The organism is Flavobacterium araucananum (assembly GCF_002222055.1).
GTDB classification, from domain to species: domain Bacteria; phylum Bacteroidota; class Bacteroidia; order Flavobacteriales; family Flavobacteriaceae; genus Flavobacterium; species Flavobacterium araucananum.
This window is the reverse complement of record NZ_MUGS01000053.1, coordinates 1-20,446: the sequence shown is the minus strand read 5'-3', so window position 1 is coordinate 20,446 and position 20,446 is coordinate 1. Positions and strand designations below refer to the sequence as shown.

17 protein-coding genes are annotated in these 20,446 nt (G+C 33.1%); 10 read left to right on the top strand and 7 right to left on the bottom strand.

The window, feature by feature from the left end; translation table 11 throughout:
- Positions 1-42: 42 nt before the first annotated feature.
- From B0A64_RS20235 to B0A64_RS20215, 5 genes are all read left to right on the top strand, one after another.
- Positions 43-1,875, top strand: coding sequence for a BamA/TamA family outer membrane protein (locus B0A64_RS20235; RefSeq protein ID WP_089481299.1), 1,833 nt, complete (start codon positions 43-45; stop codon positions 1,873-1,875).
- Positions 1,876-2,070: 195 nt separating this feature from the next.
- Positions 2,071-2,616 (top strand): hypothetical protein, encoded by a 546-nt coding sequence (locus B0A64_RS20230; protein ID WP_089481298.1) that lies wholly within the window; start codon positions 2,071-2,073, stop codon positions 2,614-2,616.
- A 179-nt stretch (positions 2,617-2,795) separates the two neighbouring features.
- Positions 2,796-5,327, top strand: a complete 2,532-nt coding sequence (locus B0A64_RS20225) for a PIG-L family deacetylase (RefSeq protein WP_089481297.1) — start codon at positions 2,796-2,798, stop codon at positions 5,325-5,327.
- Positions 5,328-5,452: 125 nt separating this feature from the next.
- Positions 5,453-7,177, top strand: coding sequence for a sodium:solute symporter (locus B0A64_RS20220; RefSeq protein WP_089481296.1), 1,725 nt, complete (start codon positions 5,453-5,455; stop codon positions 7,175-7,177).
- A gap of 117 nt (positions 7,178-7,294) precedes the next feature.
- Positions 7,295-7,924, top strand: coding sequence for an MCP four helix bundle domain-containing protein (locus B0A64_RS20215; protein WP_089481295.1), 630 nt, complete (start codon positions 7,295-7,297; stop codon positions 7,922-7,924).
- 117 nt (positions 7,925-8,041) lie between these two features.
- Here the strand turns inward: B0A64_RS20215 and B0A64_RS20210 are convergent, their stop codons facing one another.
- The 5 genes from B0A64_RS20210 to B0A64_RS20190 all read right to left on the bottom strand — a co-directional run bounded on the left by B0A64_RS20210 (position 8,042) and on the right by B0A64_RS20190 (position 11,885).
- Entirely contained in the window at positions 8,042-8,884 is an 843-nt protein-coding gene (locus B0A64_RS20210; protein WP_089481294.1) for a DUF2911 domain-containing protein, read from the bottom strand.
- Between the two features lie 70 nt (positions 8,885-8,954).
- On the bottom strand, positions 8,955-9,617 hold the full coding sequence (locus tag B0A64_RS20205; RefSeq protein WP_089481293.1) for an HAD family hydrolase: 663 nt from the start codon (positions 9,615-9,617) through the stop codon (positions 8,955-8,957).
- A gap of 233 nt (positions 9,618-9,850) precedes the next feature.
- Complete coding sequence (locus B0A64_RS20200; RefSeq protein WP_089481292.1) at positions 9,851-10,567, bottom strand: tRNA threonylcarbamoyladenosine dehydratase; 717 nt, start codon at positions 10,565-10,567, stop codon at positions 9,851-9,853.
- A gap of 71 nt (positions 10,568-10,638) precedes the next feature.
- Positions 10,639-11,286, bottom strand: a complete 648-nt coding sequence (locus B0A64_RS20195; RefSeq protein WP_089481291.1) for a TatD family hydrolase — start codon at positions 11,284-11,286, stop codon at positions 10,639-10,641.
- Positions 11,286-11,885, bottom strand: coding sequence for a DUF1684 domain-containing protein (locus tag B0A64_RS20190; protein ID WP_089481290.1), 600 nt, complete (start codon positions 11,883-11,885; stop codon positions 11,286-11,288). The genes B0A64_RS20195 and B0A64_RS20190 overlap by 1 nt, the downstream gene beginning before the upstream one ends.
- A 97-nt stretch (positions 11,886-11,982) precedes the next feature.
- Between B0A64_RS20190 and B0A64_RS20185 the strand changes: the two genes are divergently transcribed.
- From B0A64_RS20185 to B0A64_RS20165, 5 genes are all read left to right on the top strand, one after another.
- Positions 11,983-13,200 (top strand): MDR family MFS transporter, encoded by a 1,218-nt coding sequence (locus tag B0A64_RS20185; protein ID WP_089481312.1) that lies wholly within the window; start codon positions 11,983-11,985, stop codon positions 13,198-13,200.
- A gap of 168 nt (positions 13,201-13,368) precedes the next feature.
- The gene (locus B0A64_RS20180) at positions 13,369-13,737 is read left to right on the top strand and encodes a BlaI/MecI/CopY family transcriptional regulator (RefSeq protein ID WP_089481289.1); all 369 of its coding nucleotides are present in this window, start codon (positions 13,369-13,371) and stop codon (positions 13,735-13,737) included.
- Positions 13,738-13,743: 6 nt separating this feature from the next.
- Positions 13,744-15,519, top strand: a complete 1,776-nt coding sequence (locus tag B0A64_RS20175; RefSeq protein WP_089481288.1) for a M56 family metallopeptidase — start codon at positions 13,744-13,746, stop codon at positions 15,517-15,519.
- Between the two features lie 93 nt (positions 15,520-15,612).
- The gene (locus tag B0A64_RS20170; protein ID WP_089481287.1) at positions 15,613-15,753 is read left to right on the top strand and encodes an SsrA-binding protein; all 141 of its coding nucleotides are present in this window, start codon (positions 15,613-15,615) and stop codon (positions 15,751-15,753) included.
- 112 nt (positions 15,754-15,865) lie between these two features.
- Positions 15,866-16,711, top strand: a complete 846-nt coding sequence (locus B0A64_RS20165) for an EamA family transporter (RefSeq protein WP_089481286.1) — start codon at positions 15,866-15,868, stop codon at positions 16,709-16,711.
- Positions 16,712-16,789: 78 nt separating this feature from the next.
- Here B0A64_RS20165 and B0A64_RS20160 read toward each other — a convergent pair whose 3' ends face one another.
- Together B0A64_RS20160 and B0A64_RS20155 are read right to left on the bottom strand one after the other, a co-directional pair.
- Complete coding sequence (locus tag B0A64_RS20160) at positions 16,790-17,344, bottom strand: fasciclin domain-containing protein (protein ID WP_089481285.1); 555 nt, start codon at positions 17,342-17,344, stop codon at positions 16,790-16,792.
- Between the two features lie 307 nt (positions 17,345-17,651).
- The gene (locus B0A64_RS20155) at positions 17,652-20,399 is read right to left on the bottom strand and encodes a DUF7619 domain-containing protein (RefSeq protein WP_089481284.1); all 2,748 of its coding nucleotides are present in this window, start codon (positions 20,397-20,399) and stop codon (positions 17,652-17,654) included.
- Positions 20,400-20,446: the final 47 nt, after the last annotated feature.

The following is a 20,446-nucleotide window of genomic DNA, read 5'->3' as shown; positions in this document are numbered from 1 at the left end:
TCTTATATTCATATAAAATTCATCTGAAAGCCAGTAAAATTAATGTTTGTAAACAAAAAAATAGTAGTCTTTATTTTCTTATGCTTTTGCTTACAAAGCATCTGTGGTCAAAATAATAATCCCAAGAAAGATACAGCTCCTAAAAAAGACAGTACCGAGGTATACAAAAGAATTAAAAATTACTCTAAAAAGAATAAGTTTACACAAACACTTCATAAGCTGTTATTCAGAAGCAATAAACCCAAAAAGAAAGAAGAAATTCTGGTACAAAATGATACTACCGATTTTAGCGGCAAGATCATTCGAAACATAAATATTGTTACTCTGGATCCTTTTGGACATTCTATTACTGATACGACTCAAATGCCCAAAAATTGGGGAGAAAGAACAGGAAACAGATTACACTTAAAGACTAAAAAAATAGCCATTTATAATTTATTATTATTTAAAAAAAATACACCGTATAATACCTATAAAGTTCAGGAATCGGAGCGTTTAATACGATCTCAGAAATATGTGACGGCAGTACGTATTACAAACAAAATAGCCGGCACAGCATCAGATTCTGTCGATGTAACCATTCGGGTATTAGATTCCTGGAGTACTATTCCTAAATTTTCGATATCAAGCAACAGGGTTTCTGTAGGGATCAAAGAAAAAGATTTTTTTGGTTCGGGACAACAACTGGAATACCGTTTTTCGAATAGATTTGACGATGGTCGAAATGCCAATGATGTAACCTATACAGTACCTAACATCAAGAATACCTACATTAGTACAGCATTGCATTATAATATGGATCTGGATAACAATTACAGTAAAAGCATCGATATCGAACGTGCATTTTATTCTCCTTTGACCAAATGGGGTGGCGGAATTTTTGTGGGACAGAACTTTAGAAAAGATACTTTGCAAGCGCCTGATTTGACTTATGCCTTTCAGCCTTTCAAAAGTAATTTTCAGGATTTATGGGCAGGAAAAGCTTCTAAAGTTTTTGAAGATGAAAATGGCGGAATTACAAATCTGATTGTTTCTGCCCGTTTTTTGAATGTGAATTTTAGCGAAAGACCTACAGATCTATACGATCCAACGCATTTTTATTCTGACGAAAAACTTATTTTAAGTGGTATCGGACTTAATTCACGAAAATTTATCAAAGACAGTTATATCTTTAGAAACGGACAAACAGAAGATGTACCAATTGGCAGGATATATGGTATTACTCTGGGCTATCAATACAAGAATACGCAATGGCTACCTTATATTGGAGCGCAATATTCGTTTGGAAATTATTATCGCTGGGGATTTTTAAGTACCAATTTTGAAGTGGGAACATTTTTTCACGATTCTAAAACCTACGATACTGCCTTTTTATTTGAATCTAATTATTTTACAAAACTATACAGTATAGGAAACTGGAAATTGAGACAATTCGTTAATCCAAAGTTTGTTATAGGTGCAAACCGTGATAATATTATTGGAGATCAACTAAACATCAATGAACAAAATGGTTTAGCAGGTTTTAATAGTGCGGTTTACGGAACCAATAAAGTAGTTTTGTCTTTGCAAACACAAACTTATACCCCTCATGCTATTGGGGGATTTCGTATGAATCCGTTTTTTAATTATACCGCAGCTGTATTAGGAAGTCCTAATAATGCCATGGGCAGAAACAAAACCTATCAAAAAATAACTTTAGGATTGTTGATTAGTAATGACTATCTGGTTTTTAGCTCCTTTCAGCTCTCCATTTCTTATTATCCAACAATTCCTTATCAGGGTGATAATGTATTTAAAACAAATACTTTTGAAACAACTGATTTTGGTTTGCAAAGTTTTGAGCTTGCCAAACCAAGAGTTGTTGAGTATAAATAAGAAATAAAACTTCTTTTTTTTTAAACTTTAAAAGACTCTTAAACGTTTTAAAAATCAAATATTTACAAAATAGTTAACCTTTTTCTACTCGTTAAAAAGCATTTTTTATTCGACCAAATACATCTCGTTTTTATTTTTGGCACAGTATATGAATATTCGTAAACAAGAATAACATTAATATTAAAACTAAAAAAAATGAAAACAATAAAAATAGCAATCGTAGGTTTATTTCTTTTGGTTGCAAACGCCACACAAGCCCAAGTATCTATAAATGTAAATATAGGATCACCACCGGCATGGGGACCTGCAGGATATTCTGAAATGGAGTATTACTACTTACCGGATATCGAAGCGTATTATGATGTTAGAGCTTCTCAGTTTATTTATTTTGGAGGAGGAAGATGGGTTAGAACTACTTATTTGCCAAGACAATACAGAAATTATGATTTGTACAGCGGTTACAAAGTAGTTTTAAATGATTACCACGGAAGAACTCCTTATACCTATTTTGATCGTCACAGAGTAAAATATTACAAAGGATATTATGGGGCTCCACAAAAACCTTGCAGACCAAGAGAGGTTTATGGTTATAATGAGCGTAGAAACGATCGCAGAGAATACAAACATTATGATAACAGAAATCATGATAAACACGATAGAGACAACAGACACGATAGAGACGACAGACATGACAGAGGAGACAGACATGATCATGACGATCACCGCGGAGGAAGAAGATAATAACATGCTTAATCGCAATTTTTAATACCAGAGAGTATCATTTATTTTGATACTCTCTTTTTTTTGGAGTAAAATTTCTTAAAAAAGGAAATCAATAACCAAACATTAACATTTCATTTAATTACTCTTCAAAAATATAATTAGTATTTTTGAACCTCTATCCAACACTAAATTACGCTATGCGAAAAATTCAGATACAAATTCTTCTTATTCTAATAACAGGAATTTCCATTTCTTTTGCACAACAACCACAAAAACCGAGTTCAGTCGAAATTTACAATCAAATAAAAAAATTGAACTTTTTAGGTTCTGTATTGTATCTTGCGGCACATCCTGATGACGAAAATACGCGTCTAATCTCTTATATGGCAAACGAAATGAATGCCAGAACAGGTTATCTATCGTTAACCCGCGGAGACGGCGGTCAGAATTTAATAGGACCGCAATTGCGTGAACTATTAGGCGTTATAAGAACTCAGGAATTAATCGAAGCCAGAAAAATAGATGGTGGCGAACAGTTCTTTTCCCGTGCCAACGATTTTGGTTATTCGAAAACTCCGGATGAAACCCTCGAAATCTGGGATAAAGCCAAGGTTCTTGCTGATGTAGTGTGGACGATTAGAAAATTTCAGCCGGACGTAATTATCAATCGGTTTGATCATCGTTCTCCGGGGACCACACACGGACATCATACATCGTCTGCAATGTTGAGCGTAGAAAGTTTTAAACTTACAAATGATCCTAAAATATATCCTGAACAATTAAAATATGTAAAACCATGGCAGGTAAAACGTTTGTTTTTTAATCCGTCGTGGTGGTTTTATGGCAGCCAGGAAAAATTTGATGCCGCCAATAAATCAAAATTTACCCGATTGGAAACCGGAGTTTATTATAACAGAATTGGGAAATCGAATCAGGAAATTGCCGCTTTAAGCAGAAGTCGCCATCAATCGCAAGGTTTTGGCAGTACCGGAGCCCGCGGTGAAGAGACAGAATATCTGGAACTTATAAATGGTGACAATCCTAAGGAACGTGATAATTTATTTGACGGAATTGATACGTCGTGGAACCGTGTCAAAAACGGAAAACCAATTGGGGATCTAATTTCTACTATTATTACAAAATATAATTTTAGCAATCCATCGGCAAGTATTCCGGATTTGGTAAAAGCCTATACCATGATCGAAGCATTAGACGACGAACATTGGAAACCGCTAAAATCTTCTGCTGTAAAAAATATAATTGCATCGTGTTCCGGATTGTATCTAGAAGCTGTTGCGGGCGAGCAGGAAGCAACTCCGGGAAGCACCATAAAATTAAGTCTTGAAGCCATAAACAGATCGCCTGTCGAAATGCAGTTAACAAGTGTTACTTCATTACCGGACAGCAAAAATACAACTCAAAACATAACCTTAAAAAACAATAGCGATCAAAAAATAAACCTGCAGTTACAGCTTCCTGAAACTATAGACTATACGCAGCCGTATTGGTTAAAAGAAAAAGCAAGCGTAGGAATGTATACCGTTTCGAATCAGGAAAACATTGGTATTCCTGATATTATCAGACAGGTAAAGGTTGTTTTTAATATCAAAATAAATGGGGTTGAAATCCCTTTTGAACGCACTGTTGTCTATAAATACAACGATGGTGTAAAAGGCGAAATGTATAATTTTCTGGATGTAGTTCCTGAAGTTACAACCTCGATTTTAGAAAAAGTTCTAATTTTTGGAAGTACCAAAACTAAAATGATTCCTGTAAAAGTTCGTGCAGGAAAAGATGGTATCAAAGGAAAACTGCAATTGGAGTTGCCAAACAGCTGGAATGTTTCTCCAAAAGAAATCACTTTTAGTTTAGAGAAAAAAGGAAACGAACAAATCTTTTATTTTGAAGTTACACCACCGGTAAACCCTGAAGAAGCTGTTGCCAAAAGTATTGCAATCGTAGACAATAAACGTTTTGATAAAGATCAGACTATTATTGATTACCCGCATATTACAAAACAAATGGTGTTAAAACCGGCAGAGTCAAAATGCATTCGAATAGATTTAAAAACAAATGGAGATTCAATTGCTTACATTATGGGTGCAGGCGATGAAGTTCCGGAGAGTTTGACACAAATGGGATATAAAGTTACCATTATCAAACCGGAAGAAATCACGCCCGAAAAACTGGATTCATTTAATGTTGTGATTACCGGAATTCGTGCTTATAATACCGTAAATGCTTTGGCACACAAACAAAACATCCTTTTTAATTTTGTAAAAAGCGGCAAAAACATGATTGTGCAATACAATACGTATGGCAAAACCGTAACAGATCAAATTGCACCATATCCCTTAAAAATATCAAACGATCGTGTGACCGAAGAAAATGCTAAAATTACTTTCCTGGCACCAAATCATCCTATTTTAAACACACCAAACAAAATTAGTACAAGAGATTTTGAAGGCTGGACACAAGAACAAGGTTTGTATTATCCGGATCAGTACGATCCTGCCTTTACTCCTATCCTGTCCTCGCATGACAAAGGCGAATCTCCTAAAAATGGTGCTTTGTTGGTAGCGCCGTACGGAAAAGGGTACTATATTTATACCGGTTTGAGCTTTTTTAGAGAATTGCCGGAAGGTGTTGCGGGAGCCTATCGTTTACTGTCGAATATGATCTCTCTTAAACAACCCATCGAAGCTCCAAAACAAGAAATAAAGAAATAAACATTCAAAAAAATATGGAAGCTAAAAAAGTAAAAAAATGGAAAAAAAGCTACACCTATGTTTTGGTAGCAAACGCAATTTATATTGCGATTTTTTTCTTAATCATGCAATTATACTCATAACCTATGCAACTATTTGATTGGATCGTACTTATTGTAACACTTTTGTTTATTGTTGGGTATGGATCCTGGAAAACCAAAGGAAGTAAAAATGTCGAGGATTTTATTTTAGGAAACAACGAAACGCCCTGGTACACCGTTGGACTTTCAGTCATGGCAACACAAGCCAGCGCTATTACCTTTCTGTCAACTCCCGGGCAAGCGTATCATGACGGGATGGGTTTTGTGCAATTTTATTTTGGGTTGCCAATTGCTATGGTCGTTATTTGCCTGACTTTTATTCCTTTATATCATAAAAATAAAGTTTTTACCGCCTATGAGTTTCTGGAGAAAAGATTTGATCTAAAAACCCGTTCCCTGGCAGCCATATTATTTTTGGTTCAAAGAGGTTTAGGAACGGGACTTACCATTTATGCCCCGGCAATTATTTTATCGGCACTTTTAGGGTGGAATTTAACATTAATGAATATTATCATTGGTGTTCTGGTAATAATTTATACGTTCTCTGGAGGAACAAAAGCGGTAAACGTAACGCAAAAGCAGCAAATGTTCGTAATTATGTCGGGAATGTTTATCACTTTTTTCCTGATTTTGCACTATTTACCTAACGACATGACTTTTTCTAGTGCAATGCATATTGCAGGTGCCAACGATAAAATGAATATTGTGGATTTCTCTTTTGATCCTGAAGAAAAATATACTTTCTGGAGCGGAATCACTGGTGGTTTTTTTCTTGCCCTCGCTTATTTTGGAACAGATCAGTCTCAGGTTGGACGCTATTTATCCGGAAAATCGATTCGGGAAAGCCAAATGGGATTAATCATGAACGGACTATTAAAAGTGCCTATGCAATTCTTTATTTTGCTTACTGGGGTTATGGTTTTTGTCTTCTTTCAGTTCAATCCCGTTCCGTTAAATTTTAATCCGAATAATAAAATTATTATCGAAAACTCGGCTTACAAAGAGGAATATCATGCTTTAGAAAAAAAACTTGAAGTACTGTCTGATGATAAAAAAGTATACAACTTATTGTATATCGATCAGCTAAATCAGGATTATGATAACCCGTATTTGCGCAAACAATTAGTAGCACTCTCGAACAAAGAAAAAGACTTACGCGATCGCGCCAAAGAAATTATTTTGAGAGCAGATAGTAATAGCGAAACCAACGATAAGGATTATGTGTTTTTTCACTTTATCCTGCATTATTTACCCAAAGGGCTTATAGGTTTATTACTCGCCGTAATCCTTTCGGCAGCGATGTCATCAACCGCTTCTGGGCTGAATGCCCTGGCATCGACAACCGCAATTGATATTTACAAGCGAAATTTAAAGACCGAAAAGTCAGAGAAACATTATCTAAATGCTACTAAGTTTTTTACCCTGTTTTGGGGAGTTGTAGCCATACTTTTTGCATGCGTTGGAACCTTATTCGAAAATTTAATTCAGTTAGTAAATATTATTGGTTCTATTTTTTACGGAACTGTTTTAGGAATCTTTTTAGTTGGTTTTTACCTGCGTCGCGTAAAAGCAAAAGCAATGTTTTACAGTGCCATTATCAGCCAGATGACGATATTTTTTATCTACTATTTTATGATCTACAGACAAGAAAAATTAGGTTATTTATGGCTTAATTTTATCGGGGCTATGCTTACTATTGTCTTGTCGCTGTTTATGCAGTATGCTTTTTTTAGAAAAGAACCGGATAATAAAGATGTAGTTCTGGAGTAATCTCAATTGACAAAGATTACTGGTAAAGATTGAAAAATTTAAATATTTTGATTTTACATCAAAAGCTATATCTTTGAGAGACTAACTATTTGCAAATTAGCAAAAAAAGCATCAATTATGAAGGGTTTAAAAAAATACAGCAATAAAACCAAAGCTGCTTTTATTTTACTGATTGTGATGCTAATAATTTTGTTGGGTAATTTTAATACCCTGCAAAATTCAAAAAATGTAAATGGGAATATTAATGCGATCTATAACGATCGATTGGTTGTGGCGCATTATATATTTCAGTATTCTAAAGAACTTCATTTTATAAAAGCCGAGGCCGAAAAACGAGACCTAAGCGACAACATCAAAAAAGATGAAATTATACAAACATTAAACATCATTCACAGCATTGATGATTTGTATGCTAAAACTGTTCTGACCAATACCGAAAAACAATATTTTGACGCTTTTTTAAGCTCCTGTAAAGAAATTAATAAACAGGTTGCAAACAAAGACTGGAATAAAATTGCTATTGCGAGCAATGAAGCCTTAAAGACATTAGATTCTTTATCCCAGATTCAGATCAAGGAAGGAAAAGCTAAATTGGCAAGTGCAAATGCGATGTACAGTAAAAATAATAGTCTGGGACAATTGCAAATTGCCTTGCTAATAATCTTGGGCGGAATTACTTTTTACCTTTTGATTGTAAAGAAAATTAAGAAAAGTATCAAAATTCCTGAACCGCCAAGTTTGAACTAAATAAATGCTAAAATTTAAATTCCAGGTTTTTAGATTTAATAAAAAAAATCCAAATTCCAATATTAATTGGAATTTGGATTTTTTTATATCTGTTTTAATAATTCGAAAAAAGAATTATTATCTGCTCCATTCAGCTATACTGTCTTTATTCAATTTTACGTAATCCTGATTGTTAGCGACTTCAGCAGCAGCAAGTGAAGCTTTAGCCGTTTCTACAGCTCCTTTTTTATCGCCCTGTTTTGCTTGTATTTGCGATTTTAATCTTAAAATAAAATAGGGTTTTTCAGTACTCATATCCAAAGATTTATCTACATAAGTTCTTGCTGTTTCAATGCTTCCGTTTGATTGAAACAAATATTGAGCAGCAGCATAATAATCATTAGAAGTTGGTCCAGCCAAAGTTTTTTCGATACTTGCTACGGCAACTTTTGCAGTTGGAACTTCAAATTTTAAAGCTACATGAGAGTTTTCCCAAGCCATATCTAAATATCCAAAATTAGGATCTAAACCACTAATTCCAATTGTAAAAGTCTCTAACGGAGTTGGCAAAGCATCTTCTTTTACGGTAGTTCTTAACACTACATAAGCATCGTTCCAGTTTTCTGGTAATCCCCAGTTGTCTGTAGAAAGATAAAAAATTACTTCCCAGCTTTCGATTTTAGGAATCGTATAAATTGCATATTTACCCTTTTTCAATGTTTTACCATCGATCACTACATCATCACTAAAATTAATGATAGTGTTTTCATTAGCCCCAGTTCTCCACAATTTACCAAACGGAACTAAATTTCCAAAAACAGCTCTGCCTCTCGCGCCCGGTCTTGAATAAGTAACTTCTACATCCGTTAATCCAACTGTTTGTTTGATATATCCTTTAGGGCTTGCCTGTGGTGTTTTTATTTGTGCTTCTGTAGCAAAAGGTGCCAGAATGATGGCTAATGCAATAAGTAGTTTTTTCATTTTTTGAGTTTATTTTGTTTGTTCAAATTTACAAATTCAATTAGCGAACAAATGTTAAATTTTCTATAATTCAACCCTTTAACTGTGATATTTTTTGAGCATCTAATTCACTAAAGTAATTGATAATCATATCAGCATCTGACAAATCCTGCATTTTAGAATGAAGGCTGTTGTAACCCACACAATAAATCCCGGCAGCTTTTGCCGCTTTAACTCCATTTGTACTGTCTTCAATAATAATACAGTTTTCTTTTGGAGCTATCGATAAGGATGCAGCATGTACAAAAATTGCAGGATTGGGTTTGGATTGCGGAAAATCTTCACCACTCACAATATCTGTAAAATACTGGTGCAAACTGAATCTCGTAAAAACACGGTCGATCGTTACTTTTGATGCCGATGATGCTAAAATCAGCTGTATTCCGTTAGCATATAAGTCTTTTATCAAAACTTCGACTCCTTCTAACAGGTATAAATCTTCTTTAGTATCAAAAGCATCATTAAAAATGCTTCTTTTTCTTTGTATCAAATCTTCTACTTCATGTTCGATTTCAGGAAAAAAACCTTTTAGAGCTTGAAACGTATTTCTAGTCGAAAATCCTGTAAACGAAGTATACATCTCTTCGCTTACTGTAATATTTAATTCTGAAAATTGTTTGTAATACGAATAACGGTGAACAGGTTCAGTGTCTACAATTACACCATCCATATCAAAAATTACTGTTTTAATCATTTTTTTTAAAGGTTCTGAGGTACTAAGGTTCAAAGGTTTTCTTTTGGAACCGGATAGTCGTGTGTTTTTTACTTTGTAATTATTCTTTTTTAGATTCAAGTTTCTGGTTATCTGTTTGCGGAAACTTTGTCAAAGTTCAAACGATTTGAACTTGAAACTTTTCTTTCAAGGCTCTAAGTTTTTAAGATTCTGAGCTAAAAGCTTAGTAACTTAGTATCTTAGAACCTTAGAAACTATTCTTTACTAAGCAAATAACGGATCACCGTTTCAGCGATATGAAGACCAAATAATCCCGGCATATAACTGTTTGTTCCGTAAAAAGACTTTTTGAAGTTTTTCCCATCCGTTAGTTTTAAGCTTTTTTCGTCCTGAATTTCAGACGAGAAAACTACTTTTAGTTTATTTATCTTTTCGGCTTTTAAGCGTTTTCTAATCGCTTTAGAAAAGTAGCAATTTATTGTTTTAGAAATATCGGTCACTTTTACTTTCGAAGCCAGCATTTTTCCACCAGCCCCCATACTACTAATAATTTTTACTCTTTTGCGTTTGGCTGCAATAATTAGATTTAATTTTGGAGTAATACTGTCAATACAATCCAAAACATAATCAAACTCTGGCGAAACGATTTCAAAAGCCCTTTCCGGCGATAAAAATTCCTGTACACGAGTTAGTTTCAATTCCGGATTAATATCCATCAAACGATCTCCAACAATTGCAATTTTTGGCTGTCCAACTGTCGAATGCAATGCTGGTAATTGTCTGTTTATGTTGGTAATATCTACAACATCTCCGTCTACAATCGTCATGCTCCCCACTCCTGCTCTTGCCAGAAATTCAGCTGCAAATGAGCCAACTCCTCCTAAACCAACTACCAAAACATTTGAGTTTTGCAAGTTTTCTAATCCTTCTTTTGTAAATAAAAGCTCGGCTCTTTCTGTCCACTCTGCCATATCCTAAATTATTGTTTTTTAAGTTTAAAATTTTGTTTCAGGTTTAAGGTTTTAATCTATACCTTTTCCTTTTATTTCTCAAATATTGCATTATGATTACTTGAAATAATCTCTTGTAATTCTTTGATTGTTATATTTTTATATTCTGCCGCCAGAGCATAAACCTGTTTAATACTTTCTTCGATTGTATCTGTTTCCAGAAAAAAACGATCGTTTGGAATCTGTTCAAAAACCATTTTCAAATCTGGATTTCGAAGTAAATATTTTCCAAACGAAATATAGAATCCTGCCGCAATAAGCTGATTAGCGATTTGACTATTTTTAGAAAAACCATGAATAACCATCGGAACTGTAATCTTCATTTTCTTTTTAATTGCAATCACTTCCTGAAAAGCAGCAACGCAATGTATTACGACTGGTTTTTTATATTTTTCGGCTAAAGCCAATTGTTTTTCAAAAACTAAAATTTGTTGTTCAAACTTAATTTCAATACGTTTGTCTAAACCACATTCACCAATTGCAAGACAATTTTGAGTCTGTAATTTTTCTTCAATAATTCGTAAATCTTCCTCAATTTGATCTTCTTTGATATACCACGGATGAATTCCGACAGAGTAATACGGAATCATAGCATCAAACTCCTGCGGATATTGATTTACCAATTCCAGAATATTGGATTGATTTGTAAAGTGATGCGTATGAAAATTAAAATAATCCATTAATGAAATGTTTTAACTCCGGCTTTAATTTCTACATTCAGATCATTTTCCAGCGGAACTAACGGGCAAGAATATTTATGATTATAAGCACAATACGGATTATAGGCCTGATTAAAATCGACCACAATAGTATCTCCTTTTGGTACTTTAAGATCAATATACCTTCCTCCTATATAACTTTCTTTTCCTGAAGTTAAATCTGAAAAAGGTAAAAACAGATGGTCTTTATATTCTTTGGTTTTCGAAAGTTCAATATTTCGATATACATTCAGTTTAAGTGCAACGCCATCTATGGTAAAATGCAAAGTACCATATTTAATATATTTTGGTGTTCTTGTTCCGGTAGTTTTCATTTCGAAAACTTTCTCGTTTTGTGCTTTTTCTAATTTTGCAACAACAAAATATTTCCCGCTTATGGGATAAAAATCTAAACTTTTAAATGTTTTTAAATCTTCTTCCATTAACGGACTTGTCTTAGGATTAGCATATTCGCTATTAATTGTCTTTTGAAATTTTTCAGTTTCTTTCTGATTAAATTTATTTTGACCAAAGCAGAAATTCACCACTAACAATACTAAAAAAGCAATACTATTTTTCATCTTAGAAATTTTGAGCAAAAATAGTTTAAAAGTAACAAAGCAGCAACCGCTCATCCGTACAAAGTTTCTTAACTTTGTTGCAAATAACTTATTTATAATGCTCAAAACTGCTTTTAGTCACTACATCAATAATTTTAAAGGTTTTTCAAGAGAAATTTGGATACTTACAATTGTCACATTTATCAATCGTGCCGGTACAATGGTACTTCCTTTTTTATCCAAATACTTAAAGGAAGACCTTCAATTTACGTACAATCAGGTAGGTTGGATTATGGTGGCTTTTGGTTTAGGATCGATGTTAGGTTCGTGGTTGGGTGGCAAACTATCTGACAAAATTGGTTTTTACAAAATCATGATTTTTAGTTTGTTTACCAGTGGGGTTTCTCTTTTTTTTATACAATACATTACTACTTTCTGGACCTTATGCATCGCCATGTTTGTTCTAATGACTATTGCAGATATGTTCAGACCTGCAATGTTTGTTTCGTTGGGTGCTTATGCTAAACCAGAGAACAGAACGCGTGCTTTGACTTTGGTACGTTTAGCGGTAAATCTGGGTTTTGCCGCGGGTCCTGCTTTGGGTGGTTTGATCATTATGGGAATTGGATATTCTGGTTTATTCTGGATCGACGGTGCATCGTGTATAGTCTCGATTTCGATTTTTGCATTATTGGTGAAAGAAAAGAAAAAAGCCGTTCACGACGATAAAATCGAAAGTGCAGCCGAAATAAAGTCGGTTTTTCACGATAAAATCTTTTGGGTTTTCTTATTTGTAAGTTTTGTTACTGCCATGATTTTCTTTCAGCTTTTTACAACCTTACCTTTATATCATAATGAGAAGTTTGGTCTAACTGAATTTCAAACCGGATTATTAATGACCTTAAACGGACTTTTGATATTTGCATTCGAAATGCCAATTGTTGGTTTTATGGAAAGAAAAGGATTTGCTAAAATAAGGATCATTACTATAGGTTCTTTTGTGATGGCTTCGAGTTTCTTCTTATTATTGATTAACGTTTGGGCTGGAATATTGGTTATTAGCATGATTGTTATTTCGATTGGAGAGGTTTTAACCTTTCCGTTTTCGAATGCTTTTGCATTAAGTCGGGCACCACGTGGTCAGGAAGGTCGTTATATGGCACTTTATACCATGAGTTTTAGTCTGGCACATATTATAAGTTCAAAGGTTGGATTTGAAATTATTTCCCGTTTAGGCTATCAGGTCAATTGGTTTTTTATGGCTTGTATTGGAGTTGTGGCAACACTTTGTTGCTTATGGATCAAAAAGGCATTGCTGGAAGAGAAAGTTTTATAAAATCCAATCCCTGCTACTTTTTCTTATCTCATTTCATAAATTTAAAAGAATTTTTGAATAGGTTTTCTATACTCAAAAAACGATCAAACGTATTTTTTAGTTAAATAACTATTTTTATAGTTGCTTAACTAGAAAAATAGTTGTAGGTTTGAATTAAAATTAGAAAACATGCAAAAGTTAACCAACAAGGAAGAGGAAATTATGCACATTTTATGGAAGCTTAAAAAAGCATTTGTAAAAGAAGTTCAGGCAGAGGTTACAGAAGATCAGCCACATTACAATACCTTATCGACAATTGTGCGTAATCTTGAAGAAAAAGGTTTTGTGGCGCATAATGCCTTTGGAAACACGCACCAGTATTACCCTATAATTACTTTAGAAGCTTACAGCAAAAAGTATATGAATACTGCAATCGATAACTATTTTAATAGTTCTTATAAAAATATGGTATCCTTTTTTGCTAAGGAAGAAAAAATTTCGGCAGCAGAATTACGTGAAATCTTGGCTATGATTGAATCTCCAAACGAAGAAAAATAATAGTTTATGGAAACACTTTTCATTTTTATCGCAAAATCAAGCGGATTGCTAATATTGTTCTATTGTGCTTATTATTTTTTACTGCGCAAAGAAACTTTTTTTAATAGCAGCAGATGGTTTTTAATGGCAGGTTTGATTACAGCAGTGGTTTTACCATTTTTAGTGTACACCAAAATTGTCTGGATCGATCCTGTTCCGGTTTCCTATACCAAATATTCGCCACTATATGCTCCTCAGGCTGTGGCACAGGAAACTTTTGAAATTAATTGGAACTATATACTACTTGCCGTTTATGTAATTGGTTTTTTAGCCCTGTTTATAAAATTTGCGGTTGATTTCTATAGCTTAAATTCCGTATTAAAAGGTAAAAAAGTACAACACCAAGCTGATTTTAAATTTGTAGATATTAACGAAAATATTGCTCCATTTTCTTATTTTGATTACATCGTATACAATTCATCAATGTATACAGCCTTAGAACTAGAAAATATTATTGAACATGAAAAAGTACACAGTGATCAAAATCATACTGTAGATGTTTTGATATCGAGAGTATTTTGTGTCTTATTCTGGTTCAATCCAATTATTTGGCTGTACAAAAAAGCCATCTTACAAAACCTTGAATTTATTGCAGATAGTGAAGCTGCCAAAAAAATATCCGACAAAAAAGCATATCAGTATACGCTTTTGAAAATAACAACACATGAAAGTTGTGTTGCAATCACCAATCATTTTTATCAATCATTAATCAAAAAACGAATTGTCATGTTAAACAAAAATCAATCAAAAAAGCGAAATTATTGGAAATATTATGCCATAATTCCCGCACTTGTCGTATTTGTGCTTTTATTTCAAATTAAAACAGTAGCACAAGAAAAAGAAAGAAAAGAAAATCAGGAAGTTACAGAACAGAAAGACCCTGTTGATGTTTACAAAATTAAAAAGAATACAACAGATCAGGAGTTAAAGGAAATTGCCGAAAAATTAAAGAAAAATCACAATATTGATGTTGTCATTTCGGATGTAAAAAGAAACTCAAAAAATGAATTAACAGCTATTAAAGTTGATATCAAAAAAGTATCCGGAAAAGCACAAACTATTCAGATTGAAGGTGATCATCCTATCAAAAGTTGCGGAATTATTGTTACAACCGAGCATAATGGTTCTAAAAAAATCGACTTAATTGCAGATGGCGCAATCGAAAAACCAATGGCTATAGAAAATCGTATTGTAGAAGTAAGTGAAACTCATGGTGCAGATGATCAGGTTTCAAATATAACACCTCCTACACCACCAGCTCCTCCTGTTTTCCCAAACGAACCAGGAATTCAGGCACCTCCTGTTGATAGGTCTAAAATGCCAAAACCACCAGTGCCACCTGCCAATCATAAAGATAAAGTGGCAATGGCGAAGTTTGAAAAAGAAATGTCTGAATTTGATAAAAAAATGGAAGCTTTTGAGCCAGATATGTCAGCCTATGAAAAACAAGTAGAAGATGCAATGGCTCAAAGAGAAGCGATTTTCGACAAAGAAATGGCAAAATATGAAGTTGCAATGGATAAATTTAATGCCGATATGGATAAATTTAATCAAAACATGCAAGACAAATACGGCGCAGACTCAAAAGAATTTCAGGCTAGTATGAGACAACGCGAATTGGATATGAGAAGACAGGAAGTTGATATGAAACAACATGCAAAAGATATGAAACAACACGAAAAAGATATGAGACTTTATGAGAAAGAAGCCAGAAAAGCCGAGAGAGAAAGTAGAAAATCATAATCAATATAAAAAGTAATAGCAGGAATGCTCCAAAAAAAGACTTTGCCCAAACGCAAAGTCTTTTTTTATATCTTTGATGAAAATCAACCTACTATGTATAAAATTTTAGCCAAAATAAATAAAGTTCTTTTACCAAGTTTTACCAAACAAGGTCTGGACATTTCAAAAGCAAAAAAATGGCAAATGGCCCTTATTGGTTATCGTGCTTTTGTAACAAAACGGGCGTTAGAATAATTTAAAAAATACCTGTTTTAGATAATAACGTTGAACTTAAATACAACAAAACTTTCTTAAGAATAGGAAATAGTGGTCTCCGGCTCATTTCTTATCTCACCCATTACGTCTCATGAAAAATAAAGAATTCAATATTCCTCCCATTTACGCAGTACTTCTGGCTATTATTAGTGTACAATGTGGTGCAGCAATTGCCAAAAGTTTATTTCCTGCAATTGGTGCCGCAGGAACTGCATCTATCAGAATTGGGGTTTCGGCAATAATTTTATTAATCGCTTACCGACCTAATTTAAAGGCTATAACTCCTGAGCAATGGAAGATCGTTATTCCTTATGGCTTGTCTTTAGGTGCTATGAATTTGATTTTTTATCTGGCAATAGAAAGAATTCCAATTGGGTTAGCCGTTACGCTCGAATTTATAGGACCTTTATTAGTGGCAATTATTGGTTCAAGGCGTTTGATCGATTATTGCTGGGTGTTACTCGCCGCAGCTGGAATCGTTTTAATCGCTCCCTGGACAAATGATCGCGTTGATATGCTTGGTGTTGTCTTTGCACTGTTGGCTGGTGCGCTATGGGCAGCTTATATTGTTTTGGGAGGTAAAATTTCGCAAATCATGAACGGTGGTCAGGCTGTATCAACCGGAATGCTGTTTGCTGCAATTCTAATTCTACCATTTGGTTTTTTCGAAAATGGACTGGCAAATCTTACACCAAAACTTTTTGGTATGGGAATCGCATTGGCACTTTTATCAAGTGCTATTCCGTTTACACTAGAGATGAAAGCCTTAGGACAACTTCCTCCTCGTACTTTTAGTATTTTAATGAGCTTAGAACCCGCAGCAGCTTCTATTTGTGCTTTTATATTTTTGCAGGAACATCTTAGTTTTTACGAGATATTAGCTGTAGTTTGTGTTGTAATCGCTTCGGCAGGATCGACATTAACCGCAAAGAAATAATTTTACAAAACCTGGCTAAACATAAAAAAAGTCCTGTAAATACAGGACTTTTTTTTAATAGTAGGAATCTAATTTTAATTATTTCTTTGGCAATAATACTGTATCAACTACATGAATTACACCATTAGATTGATTAACATCTGCAATTGTAACTTTAGCTTTGTTTCCGCTTTCGTCGCTAATGTATAAATCTTTTCCTTTCATCCAGGCAGTAAGAGTACCACCGCTAACAGTTTTGAAAGTTGCTTTTCCTTTTCCTTCTTTAATTGCTTTAGCAATATCAGAAGCATTCAATTTTCCTGCAACAACATGATAGGTCAAGATCGTTTGTAGCATTTTTTTGTTTTCAGGTTTCAATAATGTTTCTACAGTTCCTGCAGGCAATTTTGCAAATGCTGCATTTGTTGGAGCAAAAACAGTAAATGGTCCTTTACCTTCTAGTGTTTCAACTAATCCGGCAGCTTTTACAGCAGCGACTAATGTAGTGTGATCTTTCGAGTTTACGGCATTTTCAATAATGTTTTTGTTTGGGTACATTGCAGCTCCACCAACCATTTTAGTTTTTTGTGCAAATGATGTAAATCCAAATCCTAATGCTAAGATTGCTACGGCTAAAAATTTTCTAGTTTTCATGATTAATATTTTTAAGTTATAAGCTCATTTACGCGGTAATAATAGTTTTGGTTTTATGAAATCTCTAAAAAAGTTCAAAAAAAGTTAGAACATTCACAAATAACGCTGTAAAACAAGCCTTTAATACCTAAAATTATTTTTATTTATTTTTAATTTTTACCTCACAGCTATGCTAACTTTATTGCCAACTTTAATAAAAAAAATAGCTCATTATCGAAAATCTAACTTGAAACAAGCAAAAACCAGAAACTATAAAGCAAAAAAAAGTCCCACATTGCTGTGGAACTTTTTTGTCAATAAGATTTTTTTATTTTTTGATGAACTTCATACTTGAACTTCCTTTATCTGATTTTATTTTTATAATGTAATTACCGGTTCTAAGTTTCGAAACATCAATACTGGAAGTCGATTTTGCATTTGGAACTGCAATTACCAATTGTCCCAGAATATTATAAATAGCTACCGATTGTATTGTTATATTTTGTTTTGCATTAAAACTTAAAATATCACTTGCAGGGTTTGGATACAGGGTAAAATAACTTGAAAACTCAAAATCAGTAATTCCTAACGTCTCTTCAAATTTTGAAGTTGCAGTATTGGTGAGTATCGGGAAATTATAATCAAAATAAATATTAGCCTCATTTGTAAACGAATCACCAACTTTTAGAGTTGGTTTTGTTTTAATTTTAAAAGTCACATAACCGTCATTACTGGCATCATCGAAAGGGAGATTGATTTTTTCGAAAATAAATTCAACTTTGTTTCCTTCCGATATTTTAGTCACAAAAGGATGACTTGAACTCGTTGGAATTAATGTTGAGATGTCAAACTTTGTTAAATCAATCCTATCAGTTACAACAATATTTCTTGCAGGAGATGTTCCTGTATTTTCAAAGCGAATGAGATAATGAACGTACTCACCTATTAAGCTTGGTGTAATAACTGATCCTTCCAGACAAGTTTTGTCATTTGGATCATAAGAACCTACCACTATTTGTTTTAACTCAAAAATATTATTTAATGGAGTCTCATCTAAATTTTGAGAAGAAATATTTGTACTAAACTTTAGAATATCACCTATGTTGACCGCAGGTTTCTCTGTTGGTCTGTTTAAATATAAAGTCAAAGATATACTACCGCTTTCAAAAGGTTTTAAATTATTGAAATTCCATTTTAATTCATTTCCAGATTTAGAGGTTAAATTTTTATCTGAAGAAACATAGTGTAAAACAGTATTGTCATACTTAATTGTAATAACCCCAGACTGAGTTGTGTTTCCGTTATTTTTATAAACAATCTTGTAGATGCTTTCAAAGCCCGGTTCAGCTGATATCACTGGGACTAAAACTATTTCTAAATCGTTTCGGCTGCCAACAGCACTGATACAAAAATTTTCTAAACGCGGGCTTGTATCGTTAGGAAAAGAAACGATAGCCTCTTTTGGTGATATGTCAAAATACTCCGGGTACTCCAGAACTGGTGTTATTTTATAATTTCCATCCTGAAGTTGAATTGAAGGATTTTTTGAGTTATTAGATACTAAAACTCCTGTTTTTAAATTACCAGATACATTATATTTTATATCATAAATGACTACATCATTTAAATCACACCCATCATTATCCTGATCAAATTTATTTGATGCCTCAATAGTGTAAAAATCGCCTCCAGGTGTAAAAGAACAGTAAGTATTAAAATTAACCTTAGGCATATTATTATCTCCTAAGTAATATTCTATCTGTTCTATATCTGTATCATCTGCACAAATGTATTTTAAATTTGGATTGTTATAATAACTAAAACGATCATAAATACCTAATCCTTCCTGTTTGCCATTTTTTACAAATAAATAGACCAGATTATTATTATAACACACAATTTGTGAAATCTTTTTTGCAGCATTAAAATCTAAGGCCTCAATTTGATTATTACTACAATTTACCTCCAGAAGGTTTGACAAGTTTTCTAAATTTAATGTTTTAATCTGATTATTATAGCACGATAATACTTGAAGATTGGGAGAAGATTGAACATCCAGGCTCGTAAATTGATTCATACCACAATATAGCGTTTCTAATTTTGACAAATTACCAGTTTGTAATGAAGTCATTTTGTTGGTATCACAATTTAGGAATTTCAACTCTTTAAAAGCACTAATCTCCAAATTACTAATATTATTATTACCACAACTTAACCATTCAAGTTTACTTGTATTGGTAACATCAAAATCAGTAATGTTATTATAAAAACATTCTAATTTTTTCAAATTTGGCAAACCTGATATTTTTATTGATTTTAATGTTCCCCACCTACTTAAAACATTCTCAAGTTTTGGGAAATTGTTCAATTTTAAAGTTGTCATATTAGTATAATCACACTCTAGAAATTGTAGATTATCTAATCCTTGCAAATTCAAATCAGTGATAGGATTATTACTGCAAACAAGATTATTGAGTTTACTTAAGCCAACGATGCTTAATGATGTAAATAAATTGTAACTACAATTTAGTGTTTTCAAATTAAATGAATCACTTACATCAATATTGGTTAATCTACAACCGGTACAATCAAGATTTTCAAGATTGGATAAAGTACTTAAATCTAAAGTCGTAAGCTTGCAGCTATACAGATCTAATATTTTAAGATTACTTAAACCATTTAAGTTAATAGACTTTAGTTGTTGGTTTCCTCTAATTGATAACGTTTCCAGATTATCTAATCCTGCTAAATCAAGTGTAGAGAGATTACCATATTCTAGTGTTATTTTTTTTAAGTTTTTAAAATATAAAATACCTGTTAATGAAGCTATTCTTTTCGGGACTACATTTTCGTTTAAATAAAGTTCACTTACCTTTTCAGCTTCACTAATCTCAATTTCTCCATTACCATTTGAATCTATTTTTATCTTATTACCACTCAGATCTTTTGCAGTATCTAAATATGCAGCTGATGCTAATAATTTATCTTTAAAATTAGTATCCGGAATAGTTATTATTTGTGCGTTCAAAACATTTAAAAAGAATACTGTAATAAGCAAAAAGTAGATTTTTTTCATATAGTTAAATTTTTAAACAAAAATAACTCTTTAAGATAATAACACAA